7 protein-coding genes, 3 pseudogenes and 1 CRISPR repeat array are annotated in these 18,037 nt (G+C 45.0%); of the genes and pseudogenes, 5 read left to right on the plus strand and 5 right to left on the minus strand.

Annotation, left to right across the window (positions count from 1 at the left end; all coding sequences use genetic code 11):
* Positions 1–32: 32 nt before the first annotated feature.
* From QUA80_RS19140 to QUA80_RS19155, 4 genes are read right to left on the minus strand one after another with little or no spacing between them, the layout of a single operon-like run.
* Positions 33–1,586, minus strand: coding sequence for a PAS domain-containing sensor histidine kinase (locus tag QUA80_RS19140; RefSeq protein WP_333426691.1), 1,554 nt, complete (start codon positions 1,584–1,586; stop codon positions 33–35).
* Positions 1,583–2,119: a Rab family GTPase gene (locus tag QUA80_RS19145; RefSeq protein WP_333426692.1), complete on the minus strand. Its 537-nt coding sequence runs from the start codon at positions 2,117–2,119 to the stop codon at positions 1,583–1,585. The genes QUA80_RS19140 and QUA80_RS19145 overlap by 4 nt, the downstream gene beginning before the upstream one ends.
* Positions 2,120–2,121: 2 nt before the next feature.
* A complete protein-coding gene (locus QUA80_RS19150) occupies positions 2,122–4,821 on the minus strand; it encodes an OmpA family protein (protein ID WP_333426693.1) in 2,700 nt (899 codons plus the stop codon).
* Positions 4,822–4,827: 6 nt separating this feature from the next.
* Positions 4,828–5,436, minus strand: coding sequence for a hypothetical protein (locus QUA80_RS19155; protein WP_333426694.1), 609 nt, complete (start codon positions 5,434–5,436; stop codon positions 4,828–4,830).
* A gap of 1,119 nt (positions 5,437–6,555) precedes the next feature.
* Here QUA80_RS19155 and alaS point away from each other — a divergent pair.
* The 5 genes and pseudogenes from alaS to QUA80_RS19180 all read left to right on the plus strand — a co-directional run.
* Positions 6,556–9,207 carry an alanine--tRNA ligase gene (gene alaS / locus QUA80_RS19160; RefSeq protein WP_333426695.1) on the plus strand — a complete coding sequence of 884 codons (2,652 nt, stop codon included), beginning with the start codon at positions 6,556–6,558 and terminating at the stop codon, positions 9,205–9,207.
* 401 nt (positions 9,208–9,608) lie between these two features.
* Positions 9,609–10,946, plus strand: coding sequence for a tetratricopeptide repeat protein (locus QUA80_RS19165; RefSeq protein ID WP_333426696.1), 1,338 nt, complete (start codon positions 9,609–9,611; stop codon positions 10,944–10,946).
* 141 nt (positions 10,947–11,087) lie between these two features.
* Positions 11,088–11,432 (plus strand): annotated as a pseudogene (locus tag QUA80_RS19170) (DHHA1 domain-containing protein); the annotation flags it as partial.
* A gap of 410 nt (positions 11,433–11,842) precedes the next feature.
* Positions 11,843–15,167: direct repeats of the CRISPR family, unit length 36 nt; unit sequence GTTTCAGTCCCCTTGCGGGGAAGTGATTAACCAAAG.
* Positions 15,168–15,639: 472 nt separating this feature from the next.
* The gene (gene cas6, locus QUA80_RS19175) at positions 15,640–16,785 is read left to right on the plus strand and encodes a CRISPR-associated endoribonuclease Cas6 (protein WP_333426697.1); all 1,146 of its coding nucleotides are present in this window, start codon (positions 15,640–15,642) and stop codon (positions 16,783–16,785) included.
* Between the two features lie 487 nt (positions 16,786–17,272).
* Positions 17,273–17,509: pseudogene (locus QUA80_RS19180) on the plus strand (DUF4277 domain-containing protein); the annotation flags it as partial.
* Positions 17,510–17,583: 74 nt separating this feature from the next.
* Here the strand turns inward: QUA80_RS19180 and QUA80_RS19185 are convergent.
* Positions 17,584–17,841: pseudogene (locus tag QUA80_RS19185) on the minus strand (ISKra4 family transposase); the annotation flags it as partial.
* Positions 17,842–18,037: the final 196 nt, after the last annotated feature.

The following is an 18,037-nucleotide window of genomic DNA, read 5'->3' on the forward strand; positions in this document are numbered from 1 at the left end:
CTGTTGTACCGATTTATCTGAACTTAATCTATTTATCTCTGTTTGTAAAATGGAATTTTGACTACAAAGGTAGTGCCTAACCCTGTGTCGCTGGAAAAGTCGATTTTACCTCCGTGCAAGTCTACACACAGCTTCACTATGGATAAACCCAGTCCTGTACCTGGTATTTTTCCGACATTTTGCGCTCGGTAATAAGATTCAAAGAGTTGTTCTTTGTCCTCGATAGGAATGCCAATTCCTGCGTCTTTAATTTGAAATTTAGCTTCTTCATTGTCACAATTTAATTCAAAATAAATATTGCTGTCGATCGGCGAATATTTGACAGCATTTGAAAGCAAATTTGTCAAGATGTGCCGGAGCAATTTTGAATCGAGTGCGGGCCAGTGTTGTTTTTCCTCCGACTCCCGATCTTTTTTTTTCGCGGGCGCCACTAATTCTGGGCAAATAAAGTTAATTCTATGATTTTTTCCGTAACTCATTTTAATTGATTCTACTAACTCGCTGCAAAATTTTTGTAAGTCAACTGGTGCGGGATTGAATTCGAGTTTTCCGGCTTCAGCGCTGCTGAGCAACCGCATATCATCTAATAGCTGAGCCATGTGTTTAGATGCTGATTTAACGTGTTGGAGGTATTGTTGTTTTTCCGCGCTGGTGAATTGGTCGTCGTAGTCTTCGAGGATTTTTGTAGCAAATAATACTGTACTTAAAGGATTGCCGAATTCGTGAGCGAGCATTGAGAAAAAACGAGATTTTACCTGTCTGAGTTCTTGCTCTTTTGCCAAAGAGCGGCGAATTTCTATTTCTTGTTGCTTGCGTTCTGTGATGTCCCTGCCGATATAGATGAAATCGTAAAGTTCCTGTAATTCTGTCTGAATTGCCGAACAGGAAAATTCTACCCAAATTTCTTCTCCTGCTTTAGTAGTGCAGATTACTTCCAGTTCTCTGAGCAGCTCTTGATGACACAAAATATAGCGGTGGCGAGCTTGGTAAAGTAATTTTTCTTCGACTACTATTATGGAGAGGGGGTGGCCGATCAATTCGGCTTCGCTGTACCCAAATAAGGATTCTGCTGATTGATTGACTGTTTTGATAGTTCCTAATGTTGTTGTCACCAACAAAGCATCGCCCATCGAACTAATAACTTTATCTATATAATCTTTAGAAGCGGCTAAGGCGCTCACCAAAAGATTAGCTTCATTCGCCCTTTGAATCAAGGATTGCTTCATCACCATCTTTTCGGTGGCATCTTCAATCAAAATTAGCAATTTACTTGGCACATCTTCTTGTTCGCCTTCATGCTCAATAGCCAACATATCAAAGTATAAAGGGCGGTTGGGATCGGCAAATCGAGCGATACCTTTGAGTTCAAAACTCGGCAGCCGTCCCATAATGATAGACATGAGGATATTTTCTATGCCAATCAATTCGGGAAAACTGATGCGAGCATCTGCACCGGGTATCGCGTCGCCCGAAGTATCGGCATAATGGTGGAGTTCGGCGGAGGTTTCCTGAATAATGAAATTGTGATTTACTAACAAATACTCTGTTTGCCGTGGCTCCAACAGCTTTTTCAAAAGGGGGTTCATACTTGTTCTACCATTGTGTAAGCTAGTTTATAGAAGATTTCGTCAACGTCTTTGCCTGTTTTAGCAGATGTCGCGTAAACTGCTATTACTTTGTCTTGACCTATCGAATGGGATATTTCCACTAGCAGCCCCAATTTTTCCTCGTCAATCAAGTCTACTTTGTTCAAAGCGACGATTATTGACCCTTTAGGATTGACTGAAGAAAAAAGCTGAATGTGTTCGGAGATTCGCTCTATTGTTTCGGAGCGGCTGACATCGGCAACGATTAAAACGCCGCTAGCTCCCTGCAAGTAAGTCGGTGCTATTCCTTTGAATTTTGTATGCCCTTCTAAGTCCCAAATTAGCAACTGTGCAGTCACGTTTTCCCGCTGTTTTACGCCTTCTAATTCTACGCTTTTGCGGGAAATTTTTACTCCCACAGTGGACAGGTACTGGTCGCTGAATTGCCGATCGACAAAACGGCGGATTAGGCTGGTTTTGCCGACGCCAAAGTCGCCGATCATGCACATTTTTTTAGATATAGTAACTGACATAATTATTTACTGTTTACGGTCTTGGTTATTGGTTCAAATAGCACGCATCTGCTTAAAAGTAGCGGTTGATTGGGTTCCAAGCCGGGAGGAGGATTTGTGCTGCCGACCGTTTGGAGGCGCTTCGGGTCAGCACCTTGTCGCACTAAAGCATCTCGCACTGCTGCGGCACGCTTGACCGACAACTGTTGATTTGTAACAAGTTCTCCAGTTCGATCGCTGTGCCCAATTATCTTAATATGTTTTTGAGGATATCGATCCATGAAATTTTTGACACTGGCGATGATTTCTCCATATGTAGAGTCTAATTTTGTGCTTCCTGGGTCGAAGTAGATGCGGGTTGTAATTTTAAGAGGCTCTAATTTAACAGTGCTGATGACCGACTGAACACCGGGAATTTGCTTGAGGGACTGAGCTATTTTCTGTGCGTCTGCACCGTCCCTGACCGTGCCCTCTACTGTAACTTTGCGGTCGCCGTACCGAGTAGAAATTAAAACGCCCTCTCTCTGGTTCAAAACAGCGGTAATCCGCTGCACCTCGGCCGCTGCCAAAACTGGATCTGGGGGGACATCTACAGCTAGAATCCTATTATCTAATTGCAATTTCGGTGCAGTTGATGCGGCTATTTTTTCGGCTTGTGCCCGCAATTCTTGATTTGGCAACTTACCGGTTAGCTTTAAAGTTTTGCCATCAACTGCAACATCTAAGCGGTAAACTGCTAATTCGGGAGTGGATGCTAAAGCTGCGATGGCATTTGCTTCGAGGCGGCGCTCAACACTGCTGCGGTACTGATAAATTCCCCAAGGTACTAAGATGAAGCTCAAGGCAGCTAAACTGATAACGGCTAGGGCGATCGGAGGTTTGGTTGATTTTTCCGTTTCCAGCGGGTCGAATAAAGTTTTTATGTACGGGTGCAGCGACTCGGGTACAGTACCGGGGTCGCCGTTAAACTCGTGAATTACTTTAGCGTAATTAAGGATGATATTACTAACTGTTTGCCGCAGTTTGTTGATGAACGACTGTGGCGGTTCTCCTTTGATCACGACTGCCATGTAGCAATATCCCGCTACTTCTAGCATAATTTTTGAGTCGCCATATTCAATTTGATTTAGTTCTGAAACTTCTCCCGGCTGCACGATGCACTCGTTAACAAAGCTGCGAATAGCTGTGAGCATTCCTGCTACCATTTCTGATTCTAACTGGTAGCTTTCTGAGTTTTGAACTTCGGAAATTATCAAGCCAGATGCTTTGTGAATTAAGAATGCTGCTTGGACGGTAAAGGGTACTGATTCTTTGAGGATTAATTCGGCTTCGGAGACTCCTTGTACTTTGGAGCGAATTTTGCGCTGAACTCCTTCGACGCTGAGGGCATTTGACACTTTTTCATTGATTGTCTTGATAGCTTCTGCCATGTATCTGGAAATAGTATTGCCAATTACCGGATAGAGGGCATCGACCATTGCGTCGCGTTCGAGTTCAATTTGGGCTGTAATCGCTTTGCCCATTTCCGGGGCGAGGGCCTGGGCGATCGACTCTTGGTCGAGGCGAATTTGCTCTTTAATTGCCAGACCGATTTCTGGGGCGATCGCCTTAGCAATATCCGCTGGCGAATTGACTATTTGTTGAGCAAGTGCGTCGGGCAGCAGTTCAGCTATTGCTGCACTCATTGCCGACTTGTTTTCCTGAGTTTTTGCCCTAATCACTTCGTCAATAATTGGCCCGATCGTCTTGACAACTTCTTCTCGGGAATCAGCAATTTTGCGGCTGAGAATTTCTGCGATCCAAGGCAGCATCAACTCAATCAACTCTTGGGGATCGTAGATTTGGTGCTCCAATTTTCCTAATTTATCGTCGATTTTTGCCATCAGGTGGCGCACCCCCGGCAAGTCGTTTTCTGCCAGCAGATTTTTGACTTGCTCGATATCTGATATTTTCGAGCCGAAAATCAGATTTTGCAGCGTTTCCATCGCGCTGTCGGCTTGATTTAAGTCTTGTTTAATTTGGCCTAATATTTCTGTCGGCTGTTCTAGTAAGTTTGGGATTTCTCGATCCGAAACCATCGCAGCATCTAAATATCCAGTTTCTGGTGGATTTGAGACTGGGGAAACTATGGGGTTATGGGGAATTACCGAGAATTTTGACTCGGTTTCGGGAGGGGAAACATCCTGTAAATGCCGATCGAACCGCTGGGATTTTTGAGCCTGTACTTCCTGTAGAGAATCTTCCATTGTCAAGTTAGACAATTCTTCGACAGGCTTTGATTTCTCCTCCAAATCCGGCTGGGCGATCGCGGAAACATCTATAGTTTTGGCAGAGGAATAGTTTCTTTCGAGTTCTGAAGTGTTGAGTTTTTGAGTAGCGAATAGCAAATTTTTGAACTTATCTTGAACATCCCAGGAATCGCCAGACTCTGGTTCGCGAGATCCAGTTTCGGGCAGACTCGCTGCAACTTCCTCTTGCTTGTCTGAAGAAATACCTAACAAATCCATCAACCCGCCGAGATCCCCAGCTCGATCTTTTTCGCTGCTGCTGTCACCTTCTGGCTCTGCATTTTGCTGGTTTGAACCAGCAATAATTTTGAGATCGACTAACAGATTCAGCAACGGTTCTAGCTGGGCGGCTGCATCCGCAGCGGACTCGTCAGGTTTAGAAACAAAACCCTCTAACTCATTGTCGTCAGCCGGATTTTCTTTCGATAAAGCCATGCGTTATTATCCGTGATGGTGGCGCTCCGGCAACAGAAATTCGGTATTTAACTTATTATCAGCAACGCCTTTAAGTTCGGGGACAAATTCTGTTCCTTTGAGCCTCATGCCGAGTTCAAACAGAATTTCTGCCATGTCGTCTCGGGAAACTTTAACATCTCTGAGCATGGAAAAGCGGCGATCTAGTTCTTCAAAAACCTGTGTTTTCAAAGTGCGGGTTTCTTCAGATAGTCGCTCTCTGGTTTGGGAGAGTTCGTCGCGAAGCGAACTGGTTTGATTGTCTAAAGCTTCGTCGAGGGCTTCCATGCTGCTGGAGAATTTGCGGTTAACGCGATCGACTTGCTGACGGATGTCTGCGCTTTCTTCTTGAGTGTTTGAGGTGAGCGATTTAACTTTTTTTTCTAACGAATCAACCGCAGCCCTCATTTCTCCTGAAAGAACTGTTTTTACTTGTTCGATGCGAGCTTGCATATCTTGCTGCATCATCGACAAGTCGGAATCTATTTTATCGAAGCGATTGTCGTATTCTCTAAGCTGCGCTCCAAAAATTATATCGCGAATCTGGTCGATATTTCCCAGCCGTTCCCGCATTTCTTCTTTAGTTATTTCGGCCATACTTGTACCTGGAATCTCCGGAGATTGTGAGTTTAAGAACTGTGCTAGTGATTTATGAAAGTTGTTGGCGGCACTAGCTTTTTTGAGTGGGCGGGCTTTTGTTGTTTGAACTCTCACCCCTGCGTCGGGGATGGGATTTTTTAGAATTTTGACTCTAAATATTCTGAGATTCAAATTCTTGAGCCAGGTTTTGTCACCAAAAATGGCGGTTTGCTATCCTTGCCTGGCAGCAAGCTCACAGAAGCGTAGACTTTCCTGCTATACAGCGGGGTAGGTTTTAATGTCTTGACTGACATCTTCAATCATATCGCATCTTGAGTGTGCCTCATACCACAGCGCTGGCGCCGCGGCAAAAAGCTGCGGCTGCGATCGCACAGGTCTTATGTATAAGATATAACTCAAAAACTGCACCGATCGATCGCGATCGACTCCGAGGGGAGTTTCTTTTCAGCAGAAATCATTTATGCAGTCGAACTCTGCCCTCTCTCCCTCTCTAACCCTCTCCTCCTGCGATCGCCCTATAAAAATTCATAGGGCCCGATCGACAGCGACCAGACCCAATAATATGAGAGCTTTGTTTTTTCTAACAAACGAAATGTGTTTCCGGTGGAGAACTTTTACTTACTAGGGTTTACAACTTGTCCAGCTTTACTTTTAATCGCAACTACAACTAAGCCTGACTCGATTGCGGTTTGGCTTGACTGCTCGATCGGCAGTTCGCCACTATTCCAAGTTGTGTTCGGTTAATTTCTGCTGCGCCTGGGAATCTAGACCGGAGACACCATGTCTATATCCTCGAAATTTGTTTCTAAATATAGCGACCTCCTTTCTCTTCCTGTCCCGGTGTCTATTATTAAGTTAGCACGAGCTTTCCGAGGAGTAAAGCACCATTTGCAAAACTTGATAGCTCTTTACATTACTAAGTATAATGATATGAATATCCAAATAGATGTAAGTTAGCACTCACGCACTCGCCCACAAAGAAACCGGGTTTTTTCACCCAGATTGAGGATTTACAGCCCGTGTATTTTGGTTTAAAAACCCGGTTTCTGGACACCCGTGCAAAAGTCCTATAAATTCTATTGTTGCTACATCTTTACATACTTAACAGTTCTTGTCATGTCTATTTCTCCTAAGTTTCTCAGTGGCAGCCAAATCCGCGAAACGTTTCTCGAGTTTTATGCCCAGCGGGGACATAAAATCTTGCCTAGCGCTTCTTTGGTGCCGGAAGATCCGACTGTGTTGCTGACGATCGCCGGAATGCTGCAATTCAAGCCGATATTTCTCGGACAGCGCGCCGCCGAATCACCGCGCGCCACGACTTCTCAAAAGTGCATCCGCACCAACGACATCGAAAACGTCGGCCGCACCGCCCGCCACCACACGTTTTTTGAAATGTTGGGCAACTTCAGTTTCGGGGATTATTTCAAGAAACAGGCGATCGCCTGGGCGTGGGAACTTTCCACGGAAGTTTTCGGCTTACCAGCATCCAATTTGGTTGTTAGCGTTTTCCGAGATGATGACGAAGCTTTTGCGATTTGGCGCGATGAAATTGGCATTCCGGGCGATCGGATTCAGCGCATGGGAGAAGATGACAATTTCTGGGAATCGGGCCCGACTGGCCCCTGCGGCCCGTGTTCGGAGATTTACTACGATTTCCACCCAGAAAGAGGCGACAATATTGACCTCGAAGATGATAGCAGGTTTATTGAATTCTACAACCTGGTTTTCATGCAGTACAATAAAGATGCAGAGGGCAATTTAACACCGCTGAAAAATCAAAATATTGATACTGGCATGGGACTGGAACGGATGGCGCAAATCCTCCAGAAAGTACCCAACAATTACGAAACAGATTTGATTTTTCCGATCGTTCAATCGGCGGCGGAAATTGCCGGGATTGATTACTACAATAGCGATGAAAAAATCCAGGTTTCGCTGAAAGTAATTGGCGATCACATTCGGGCTGTGGTGCACATGATTGCGGACGAAATTCGCGCGTCGAATGTAGGCCGGGGTTACATTTTGCGCCGGTTGATTCGCCGGGTGGTGCGCCACGGGCGAATGATTGGAATTCAGGGCGAATTTACGGTGCGGGTGGCCGAAAGTGCGATCGCCCTTTCGGAAGCAGCTTATCCGAACGTGCGGCGGCGGGAAGCTCAAATTAAGGCGGAATTGGCAAGGGAAGAGGCGCAGTTTCTCAAGACTTTGGAACGCGGAGAGAAGCTGCTGGAGGAAATTGTCGATCGCACGAAACAGCAAGCAAACCAACAAATCAGCGGTCAAGATGCTTTCACTCTTTACGATACCTACGGTTTCCCCTTAGAACTGACTCAAGAAATTGCTGAGGAACAGGGAATAACTGTGGATTTGGACGGCTTTGAAGCGGCGATGAAGGAACAGCAAACTCGCGCTAAAGATGCTCGCCAAACCATCGATTTAACCGTGCAGGGTTCTTTGGATAAGTTGGCTGAAACAATCCAGGGAACTGAGTTTGTCGGTTATGCTGAATTGTCGAGTTTAGCTGAGGTGGAAGTTATTTTGGTTGACGGCAAATCAGTCGAGGAAGCCGCTGTCGGCACTGAGGTACAAGTTGTTTTGAACCAAACGCCGTTTTATGCCGAATCCGGCGGACAAATTGGGGATAAAGGTTATTTGAAAAGCGGAGATAATGGTGATGGTTTGTTGGTGAGAGTTGATGATGTGAAGAAGGAATCGGATTTCTTCGTGCATTTCGGCTTTGTGGAACGGGGAACGCTGAAAGTTGGCGACAGTATTACTGCGAAAATTGACAATAGCGGTCGCCGCCGAATTCAGGCAAACCACACAGCAACTCACTTATTACAATCAGCTTTGCGAAAAATTGTGGACGATTCGATTTCGCAAGCTGGTTCGCTGGTGTCCTCAGAGAGATTGCGGTTTGATTTCAATTCTCCGCGCGCTGTCACAGCAGAAGAGTTGCAGAAAATTGAGGATTTAGTTAATAGCTGGATTGCTGAAGCCCACGCTGCTGAAGTTGCAGAAATGCCGATCGCCCTTGCGAGAGAAAAAGGCGCGACTGCGATGTTTGGTGAGAAGTACGGCGATGTGGTGCGGGTGATCGATTTTCCCGGCGTTTCGATGGAATTGTGCGGCGGGACTCACGTCAGCAATACCGCAGAAATCGGGCTGTTTAAGATTGTTTCCGAAGCGGGGGTAGCGGCGGGAACTCGCAGGATTGAAGCGGTTTCGGGACAAGCTGTTTTGGACTATTTAAACGTGCGGGATAAGGTGGTGCGCGATTTGGGCGATCGATTTAAGGCAAAGCCTGAAGAATTGCCGAACCGGATTACTAATTTGCAGAATGAGTTGAAGGATACTCAGAAACATTTGGCTGCTTTGAAGTCGGAATTGGCGATCGCGAAATCCGACCAGTTGCTGAGTGCGGCTGAGGATGTCGGCGAATTCAAAATCATTGTAGCTCAATTGGGAGATGTGGATGCAGAAGCGCTGAAAACTGCAGCCGAAAGATTGCAGCAAAAGTTAGGAAATGCTGCGGTTGTTTTGGCATCAATTCCTGAACCGGACAAGGTAAATTTGGTGGCAGCTTTTAGTCCCCAAGTCAATAAAAAAGGATTGCAAGCTGGCAAGTTTATCGGGGGAATTGCTCAAATTTGCGGTGGAAAAGGCGGCGGGCGACCGAATTTGGCGCAAGCTGGGGGACGCGATGCAAGTAAGTTGCAGTCAGCGTTGGAAAGTGCTCGCAATCTGTTAGTTGAAGGGTTGGGTTAATTACTCGGATCGGGTGATTTTGGGGAAACTGTAGGGGCGGGTTTTACCAACCATAATTGCCAATAATCGACAATCTCGAAAACCCGCCCCCACCCAACCATAAATCACAATGTACATGGTGTTCGTAGGGGCGGGTTAACCAACCATAATCGTCAATAATCGACAATCTCGAAAACCCGCCCCCACCCAACGAAGAATACCAACCTACATTTTCCGATGCGATGCAAATTCCAGGTTGATGTGAGTTATCGGTGGTGGGGGGCGGGTCGATCTAGATTGTTGGTATTCGTTAGATATGGTTGGTAAAACCCGCCCCCAGAAAATCTGGGTAAAGGTATTGTGCAAAAATCCCGGCTTTTTCCCCACAACAAATGTAAAATATCTCAAACATAGGTAGTCCAATGAACGAAAAACAAATTTATCTCGCCCCGATCCAATCCCTCCTCAACTCCCCTGAAGACGAACAAATCGCTATCTTGCAAAACAATCTCGAACTAATCGACGATAACTTCACCTCAGTTTTCCGCGAGTGGGCTACTCAAACTCTGGCATCAATGAAGTCAGAGGCAGCTACAAACCTTACTATTAATATTATTAAGTTCAGCAACTTGATTCAACAGTTTCCGCAGGGAAGCAAAAGCAAGAATATGGAAATTGCCATTGCCGGCTATGAGGTGGGACTGCAAATTTTTAAGCGAGATGCTTATGCCAAAAATTGGGCAGGTCTTCAAAATAATTTGGCGGCTGCTTACCGTAACAGAATCAAAGGAGAACGGGGTGAGAATATCGAACAGGCGATCGCCTTTTTTGAAGCTGCTTTACAAGTTTACACCCGCGATGCTTTTCCGCAAGATTGGGCGATGACTCAAAATAATTTGGCAAATGCTTACTATAGCAGAATCAAGGGAGAACGGGGTGAGAATATAGAAAGGGCGATCGCGTTTTATCAAGCAGCTAGTGAATTTATTACCCGCGCTGATTTCCCGCAATATTGGGCGATGACTCAAAATAATTTGGCAATTGCTTACAGTGAAAGAATCAAAGGAGAACGGGGTGAGAATATCGAACAGGCGATCGCCTTTTTTCAATCAGCTTTAGAAGTTATTACCCGCGCTGCTTTCCCCCAAGATTGGGCGATGACTCAAAATAATTTGGCGGCTGCTTACAAAAACAGAATCAAAGGAGAACGGAGTGAGAATATCGAACAGGCGATCGCCTTTTTTGAAGCAGCTTTAAAAGTTTACACCCGCGCTGCTTTTCCGCAAGATTGGGCGATGACTCAAAATAATTTGGCAAATGCTTACCGTAACAGAATTAAAGGAGAACGGGGTGAGAATATCGAACAGGCGATCGCCTTTTTTGAAGCTGCTTTACAAGTTTACACCCGCGATGCTTTTCCGCAAGATTGGGCGATGACTCACAATAATTTGGCAAATGCTTACTATAGCAGAATCAAGGGAAAACGGGGTGAGAATATCGAACAGGCGATCGCCTTTTATCAAGCTGCTTTAGAAATTTACACCCGCGCGGCTTTCCCGCAACAATGGGCTGGTACTCAAACTAATTTGGCAAATGCTTACCGTAACAGAATTAAAGGAGAACGGGGTGAGAATATCGAACAGGCGATCGCCTTTTATCAAGCTGCTTTACAAGTTTACACCCGCGATGCTTTTCCGCAAGATTGGGGGATGATTCAAAATAATTTGGCAAATGCTTACAGTGACAGACTCAAGGGATAACGGGGTGAGAATGTAGAAAGGGCGATCGCATTTTTTGAAGCAGCTAGTGGAGTTTACACCCGCCCTGCTTTCCCGCAAGATAGGGCGATGACTCAAAATAGTTTGGCGGCTGCTTGCAGTGACATGATCAAGGGATAACGGAGTGAGGAGCTCGGCGAATTCAAAATCATTGTAGCTCAATTGGGTGATGTGGATGCAGAAGCGCTGAAAACTGTAGCCGAAAGATTGCAGCAAAAGTTAGGAAATGCTGCGGTTGTTTTGACATCAATTCCTGAACCGGACAAGGTAAGTTTGGTGGCAGCTTTTAGTCCCCAAGTCAATAAGAAAGGATTGCAAGCTGGCAAGTTTATCGGGGGAATTGCTCAAATTTGCGGTGGAAAAGGCGGCGGGCGACCGAATTTGGCGCAAGCTGGGGGACGCGATGCAAGTAAGTTGCAGTCAGCGTTGGAAAGTGCTCGCAATTTGTTAGTTGAAGGGTTGGGTTAATTACTCCGATCGGGTGATTTTGTGGAAACTGTAGATACTGTCTAGACAAGTCAAGGGGTAGCGTTCAAATAATTGGGGTCGAAAGCCTTTTGGGGTTTTAAAATCCCAAAAGCCCAATGTACCAACTTCCGATATCATTGCACCAATCACCTGCATTTTGACCTGGACACGACCCAATAATCGCACAGCGAGTCGCTTTGAGTAACGGGTTGCAGGGCATCGCCACTACCTCCGGCATATACAACGCCTTTTTTCGTCGGACGTTTCCGGTACCAGACAAACGAGTTTTGCCTTGAACCGAAGTTCCAGAACTCCGTTCGCGCTTGAGTTAGACCAGCACAGGCTGCTAATTGACGAGCATTATCGCAAAAGGCTGAGTTTGTTGCCAAGGTAGCCAACCTTGGTCTTTGGTTTCAGTCCCCTTGCGGGGAAGTGATTAACCAAAGAGCTTTTATGCAGAGTATCAACATCTCGAATGAAAAACGTTTCAGTCCCCTTGCGGGGAAGTGATTAACCAAAGTTGGTTCTGTTCTTTCTGCCGCCGCAGTTTCCTTTTTTGTTTCAGTCCCCTTGCGGGGCAGTGATTAACCAAAGCAAACATTGCGGGAAACATTGGTTATAAAGGCGAAAATTGTTTCAGTCCCCTTGCGGGGAAGTGATTAACCAAAGCTATTTCGTCGATCAAGATGGAATAGTCCAACTAAAAGTTTCAGTCCCCTTGCGGGGAAGTGATTAACCAAAGGGCGTTGGTTGGAATGGGTTCTAATCCGCCACCAGTTTCAGTCCCCTTGCGGGGAAGTGATTAACCAAAGGATAATTTAAAAGTAGAGTGTTATTTAGAAAATTTTTGGTTTCAGTCCCCTTGCGGGGAAGTGATTAACCAAAGAGTTCTGCTGGTGTACGATCCCGACCCTGATAAATTGAGTTTCAGTCCCCTTGCGGGGAAGTGATTAACCAAAGTAAAATGAATCTCAAAAAGTGTCTCCCTCCAGTTCTGTTTCAGTCCCCTTGCGGGGAAGTGATTAACCAAAGTTTCTTGGAACTGGCTGAAGAGTTCATTCCAAACTTGTTTCAGTCCCCTTGCGGGGAAGTGATTAACCAAAGGCACAGATATGACTGGAGAACGCGGCACTACCTGCTGGTTTCAGTCCCCTTGCGGGGAAGTGATTAACCAAAGCGCAAGAGGAAGAAGAGGAAACGTTTCAGTCCCCTTGCGGGGAAGTGATTAACCAAAGGGTGCAAAAAAATGATTGAAGATATGATTTACATGTTTCAGTCCCCTTGCGGGGAAGTGATTAACCAAAGAAAACTGGCTCGCGTAGAGCCGGAAGTAGACTCTGCGGTTTCAGTCCCCTTGCGGGGAAGTGATTAACCAAAGTGTAGCTGGCGGGTGTGCTAAGTATTGTGGACTTGTGTTTCAGTCCCCTTGCGGGGAAGTGATTAACCAAAGACTGAGCTGAAGAATGTTCTAACGAACTCTCAACTCTATTCGTTTCAGTCCCCTTGCGGGGAAGTGATTAACCAAAGGACAAAGAAACTATGACTCAGATTCTCAGGAGCTGAGGTTTCAGTCCCCTTGCGGGGAAGTGATTAACCAAAGTTTTTTTACCTGCTTGTACCTCCGTATATCCTTCTGTGTTTCAGTCCCCTTGCGGGGAAGTGATTAACCAAAGAATCAATGCAAATCAAAAAATTAACTGTAGTAGGAATTTTGTTTCAGTCCCCTTGCGGGGAAGTGATTAACCAAAGTTGACTCCTCTAGGAGAAGCTCCTACCATTGCTCCTAATGAAGAGTTTCAGTCCCCTTGCGGGGAAGTGATTAACCAAAGTGGTAACTCCAGCGACAAACAAGTCTTTGAACTAACGTTTCAGTCCCCTTGCGGGGAAGTGATTAACCAAAGTTTATACTCGGTTAAGGTTTGGTTATTCAAAATCTTGTTTCAGTCCCCTTGCGGGGAAGTGATTAACCAAAGCAGTTACTGTTGTGGTTCAAGAAACCACATCTCAGCAGTTTCAGTCCCCTTGCGGGGAAGTGATTAACCAAAGAAGAAAATTCAAGGAGAAAATCATGAACGATAACGAAAAAGTTTCAGTCCCCTTGCGGGGAAGTGATTAACCAAAGACCAGAAGACCAAGACACACGTATAAGCTATGTGTTTCAGTCCCCTTGCGGGGAAGTGATTAACCAAAGTTGAAGCTGCTTTGAGGGAAGTTTATGAGCAAAGAGAAGTTTCAGTCCCCTTGCGGGGAAGTGATTAACCAAAGTTGGACACCCCAGCACGCGTGAAGTTCTAGAACAGCTCGTTTCAGTCCCCTTGCGGGGAAGTGATTAACCAAAGTCTCCGCAGAGAAGGTGAGAAAACCCGTCTAACTCTGAACGGTTTCAGTCCCCTTGCGGGGAAGTGATTAACCAAAGTCCCAATCAATCCACCGGGTTCAAACAAGGGTCACCAAGACCGTTTCAGTCCCCTTGCGGGGAAGTGATTAACCAAAGGCTATGTAAAAGGAATAAGTAGCTCGGATAATAGTTTCAGTCCCCTTGCGGGGAAGTGATTAACCAAAGATTGCTGCCATGGTAAATGGTAGAGTTGAGGATAGATTGTTTCAGTCCCCTTGCGGGGAAGTGATTAACCAAAGTTGCCAGCGGAGATACACCTCAAAACCAGATAGAGCAAGTGTTTCAGTCCCCTTGCGGGGAAGTGATTAACCAAAGACAGTTTCTTTAAGACTATAACTGTAACAACTCAAGTTTCAGTCCCCTTGCGGGGAAGTGATTAACCAAAGGTCATAAAAACTTGCAAGGAAAATGGTCACCCTGTGTTTCAGTCCCCTTGCGGGGAAGTGATTAACCAAAGGTGGTGAACCCGCTGCGGTACAAGCTGAAGACGAGCTATTTTAGTTTCAGTCCCCTTGCGGGGAAGTGATTAACCAAAGTTTTTGGTTATACTTTTATACTAGCCCTTGCTAGTATATTGTTTCAGTCCCCTTGCGGGGAAGTGATTAACCAAAGGATGGAAAAAGAGAATATAACTCTGAGTCTGAAGAGTTAAGGTTTCAGTCCCCTTGCGGGGAAGTGATTAACCAAAGGTAAGACCCCGCCTGGTGCAACCTTCGGCCCCTGTGGTTTCAGTCCCCTTGCGGGGAAGTGATTAACCAAAGAAAGTATGAAATTGCAACAAAATGGCTACAATGAGTTTCAGTCCCCTTGCGGGGAAGTGATTAACCAAAGGTAATGGTTAAAAAAGCCAGCTTCCACTAAAGTTTCAGTCCCCTTGCGGGGAAGTGATTAACCAAAGAGTTGGAGGTAGAAGGCCTCCGAAGAGAAGGTGAGAAAACGTTTCAGTCCCCTTGCGGGGAAGTGATTAACCAAAGTTGACGACGCTGGGGCCCTGCCTCAGCCCAAGGGTGTTTCAGTCCCCTTGCGGGGAAGTGATTAACCAAAGTCGTCATCGTGACCATCCACGGATTGACCGGGTACTTCCCCCGTTTCAGTCCCCTTGCGGGGAAGTGATTAACCAAAGGACTTGGGATGAACCATCTAGTTCATCCTCCTACGGTTTCAGTCCCCTTGCGGGGAAGTGATTAACCAAAGTCTACAAGATAAGAGGTACATCGAAGAACAGAGAAGTTTCAGTCCCCTTGCGGGGAAGTGATTAACCAAAGTAGCTTTCTAAGCTAGTAGTGAAGTCCACCCAATTGGTTTCAGTCCCCTTGCGGGGAAGTGATTAACCAAAGAGTTCTGCTACAACATCTTATCCAGAAAGCGTTTCAGCCGCCAAATCGACGCAGTAAAATTTACCTGTCAATAAAGGGGGGTCATCTTCAATAACCTTACCTGGGAAAAACCTAAAACTCTTACTGGGAGAGCAATCGACGCACGTCCACCCAAAAATGAGGCTTTCAGCGATCGCGGGAGGTGCGTCGATTCTGGTTTTTAAACGCAAGAATGAGGCTTTCAGCGATCGGGGGAAGTGGTGCGATTTTTGCCTTGAGGTCAGGAAATAAACCTCAACCGATCGATCAAAATTATCTAATTTTCAAGGTTCCGAAGTGAAACTGTTAATTTTTTAGACTGTAGGCCTTAGCATACAGAAAAGAAAAAGCCTTTGTCAAGACCTACGATCTGAATTACTGAAACCATTGATACTATTCCCTTCTTCCCTAGCCCCTAGCCCTGAGCACCGTAGGTATGCTGTAAAATTGCTCTATGACAAGACTACCCACCCAAAAAAAGCGCCAACCATCTCAAAACCCTCCTGCCGCTGTTCTCACTTGGCCGGAGGAGACAGAATTAGTCGGGCTAGTCATTGAACTAGCCCCCTACAGCAATGACTACCTTTACGCTGAGTACACCATTGGCTTGCACGCCTGGTTTCTCGCTCAAGTTCAACAAACTAACCCAGAATTATCCCGCTCTCTTCACGACGAGCAATCAGAAAAAGCCTTTACCATTTCAGGATTAGAAGGAGAATTGCTGGCTGCTGGAAAAGACCTACAACTGCAAGCTGACAAAACCTATCGCTGGTATATTAATATCCTTTCCCAACCAGTTGCTCAATGGGCGAGTAAATGGTTGCAAAACCCGCCCGCCGTTGTAGACTTACGAAATGCTCCCTTACGCATCATTTCTTGTCAGGTAGCTTTACCTCCTACTACCTACAAACAATTGCTAACTACCTCGCTCTTTCGCACCTCTATTCAATTAACCTTTCTCACCCCAACCAGTTTTCGCAGCAAGCAACATCACTTTCCCTTACCCGTTCCCAAAAATCTTTTTCATAGCTACCTGCGTCGGTGGAACGATTTTTCAGAAATCAAAATTCCTCAAGATCAATTCCTAAATTGGATTGAAGAAACAGTGATTATTCAGCGCCACAAATTAGAGTCCGCCAAAGTCACCGCCGGCAAAAAAGGCTCTGTTACAGGATTTACAGGAGCCATAGAATTAGGATTATCCAAAAAAGTAAATGAAAATTCTGATTTCAGGCAATACTTCTATGCTTTAGCGCAACTAGCCCCTTACTGCGGAACTGGTCACAAAACCACCTTTGGCTTAGGGCAAACTAGAATAGGTTGGCTCCTGGGTGACATTTTGCCAGTTTCCCCAAGGCAAAATTTATTAGCATCTCGAATTGCAGAATTGACCGAGGCCTTCATGGCAAAGCGACGGCGCACAGGTGGAACTCGCGCCCAAGAGATTGCGGAAACTTGGGCTACAATTCTCGCAAGACGGGAAATCGGAGAGTCACTAAGCGCGATCGCCATCGACTTAGAAATGCCCTACGAAACTGTCAAAACCTATGTCAAATTGGCGCGGCGTTCTTTGAAAGCTAATGAGGAAGTGAAAGGGTAGCTATGACATTCTAAATTAGAGATAAATTGTTTGATGGTTTAAAAGGCAGTAAATATACATTATTGCAAGCAGAAAACCAGTTATCTTCTCAGAATAATAAAAATTAAAGTAAGTTAAAGAAGCTTCACAATTAGTAGGAATTATGCACTCGTTAAAAGAAGAGTTTAAATTCTTATTTGAGAACAATTATAACGTGGGTTCACAGACTTTAGGACTAATTGATTGGTTGAAAAAGCAGATTTAATTTCAGATCTGTTCGGAATTCCTAAAGCCTCAAATGATTACTATGCAATCATTTGAGACATTTTTAATGTAGAATAATTTCTACCAGTAAACCAACTCTAAAAACCATGAAAAAGCCCTCCGAAGCAATGAATATCGTAAATGAGACCCGAAACTGAATAAGCTGTTCTACATTTAAATTGTATGTTAAAAAACAATTCCCCGTCTTGTGGGGTGTCCCGACCGCCCTGAATATACAATTTAAATTCGCGACAGCTTAGTAGCAGGGATAATAGATGAAAAGGAATTGGTAAAATAAGTTAACAAAAAAGTTGGAATAAGAATTAAAGAAACTGTCAGCATGGGACAAGTAATGAAAGCAATGATTTTGAACGGATTGGGGTTTTTGAACGCCCCAATGTACCTATTTGACAGGTTTTTTGTGGGAAAAGCAACAGCACATCTAATCGGAAAAAAAGTAACACCCGAACAATTAAATGAGGGTGCATCTCAATGAAGGCAAATACATCAAATTGAAAGTTGACCGTTGAGCTCAGCACAGCGAAGAGCAAGGAATTAGGAAACGTTCTCAATATTCCACCCATAACCCGATATTTTCACCCTTAATCCAATGCGTTTAATTGTTGATTCAACTTTTCCCGAACCAATCTAACTTATGGATTATTCTTTGTAGTATTGGTAATTTACTATTCGGCAGCGATGGGTCTCTAAATAATGGCAAAACGTTTTAAATGCTTCACCTTTAAAGTCTTTAAATAAATTTATAACTTCATCAACTTTGCCTTGCCCTAACATCTTTTCTGCTGATTTCAAGTGAGATGCACCCGATCGCTTTCTGCTGTTACAGCACCTTTTGCGGGAAACTTTCGTTGTTTCTTGAGATTCACTTTGGAGAGTAGTTACGATCCCCTGATGATTGGTACGATCGACTGATACCATTTTTCTAAAGATGTGCTAGAGATAAAGAATGTAAGATCCAAGACCATCCTGTGAGAAAACCAATGACATT

Source organism: Microcoleus sp. F4-D5 (genome assembly GCF_036704885.1).
Lineage (GTDB): Bacteria > Cyanobacteriota > Cyanobacteriia > Cyanobacteriales > Microcoleaceae > Microcoleus.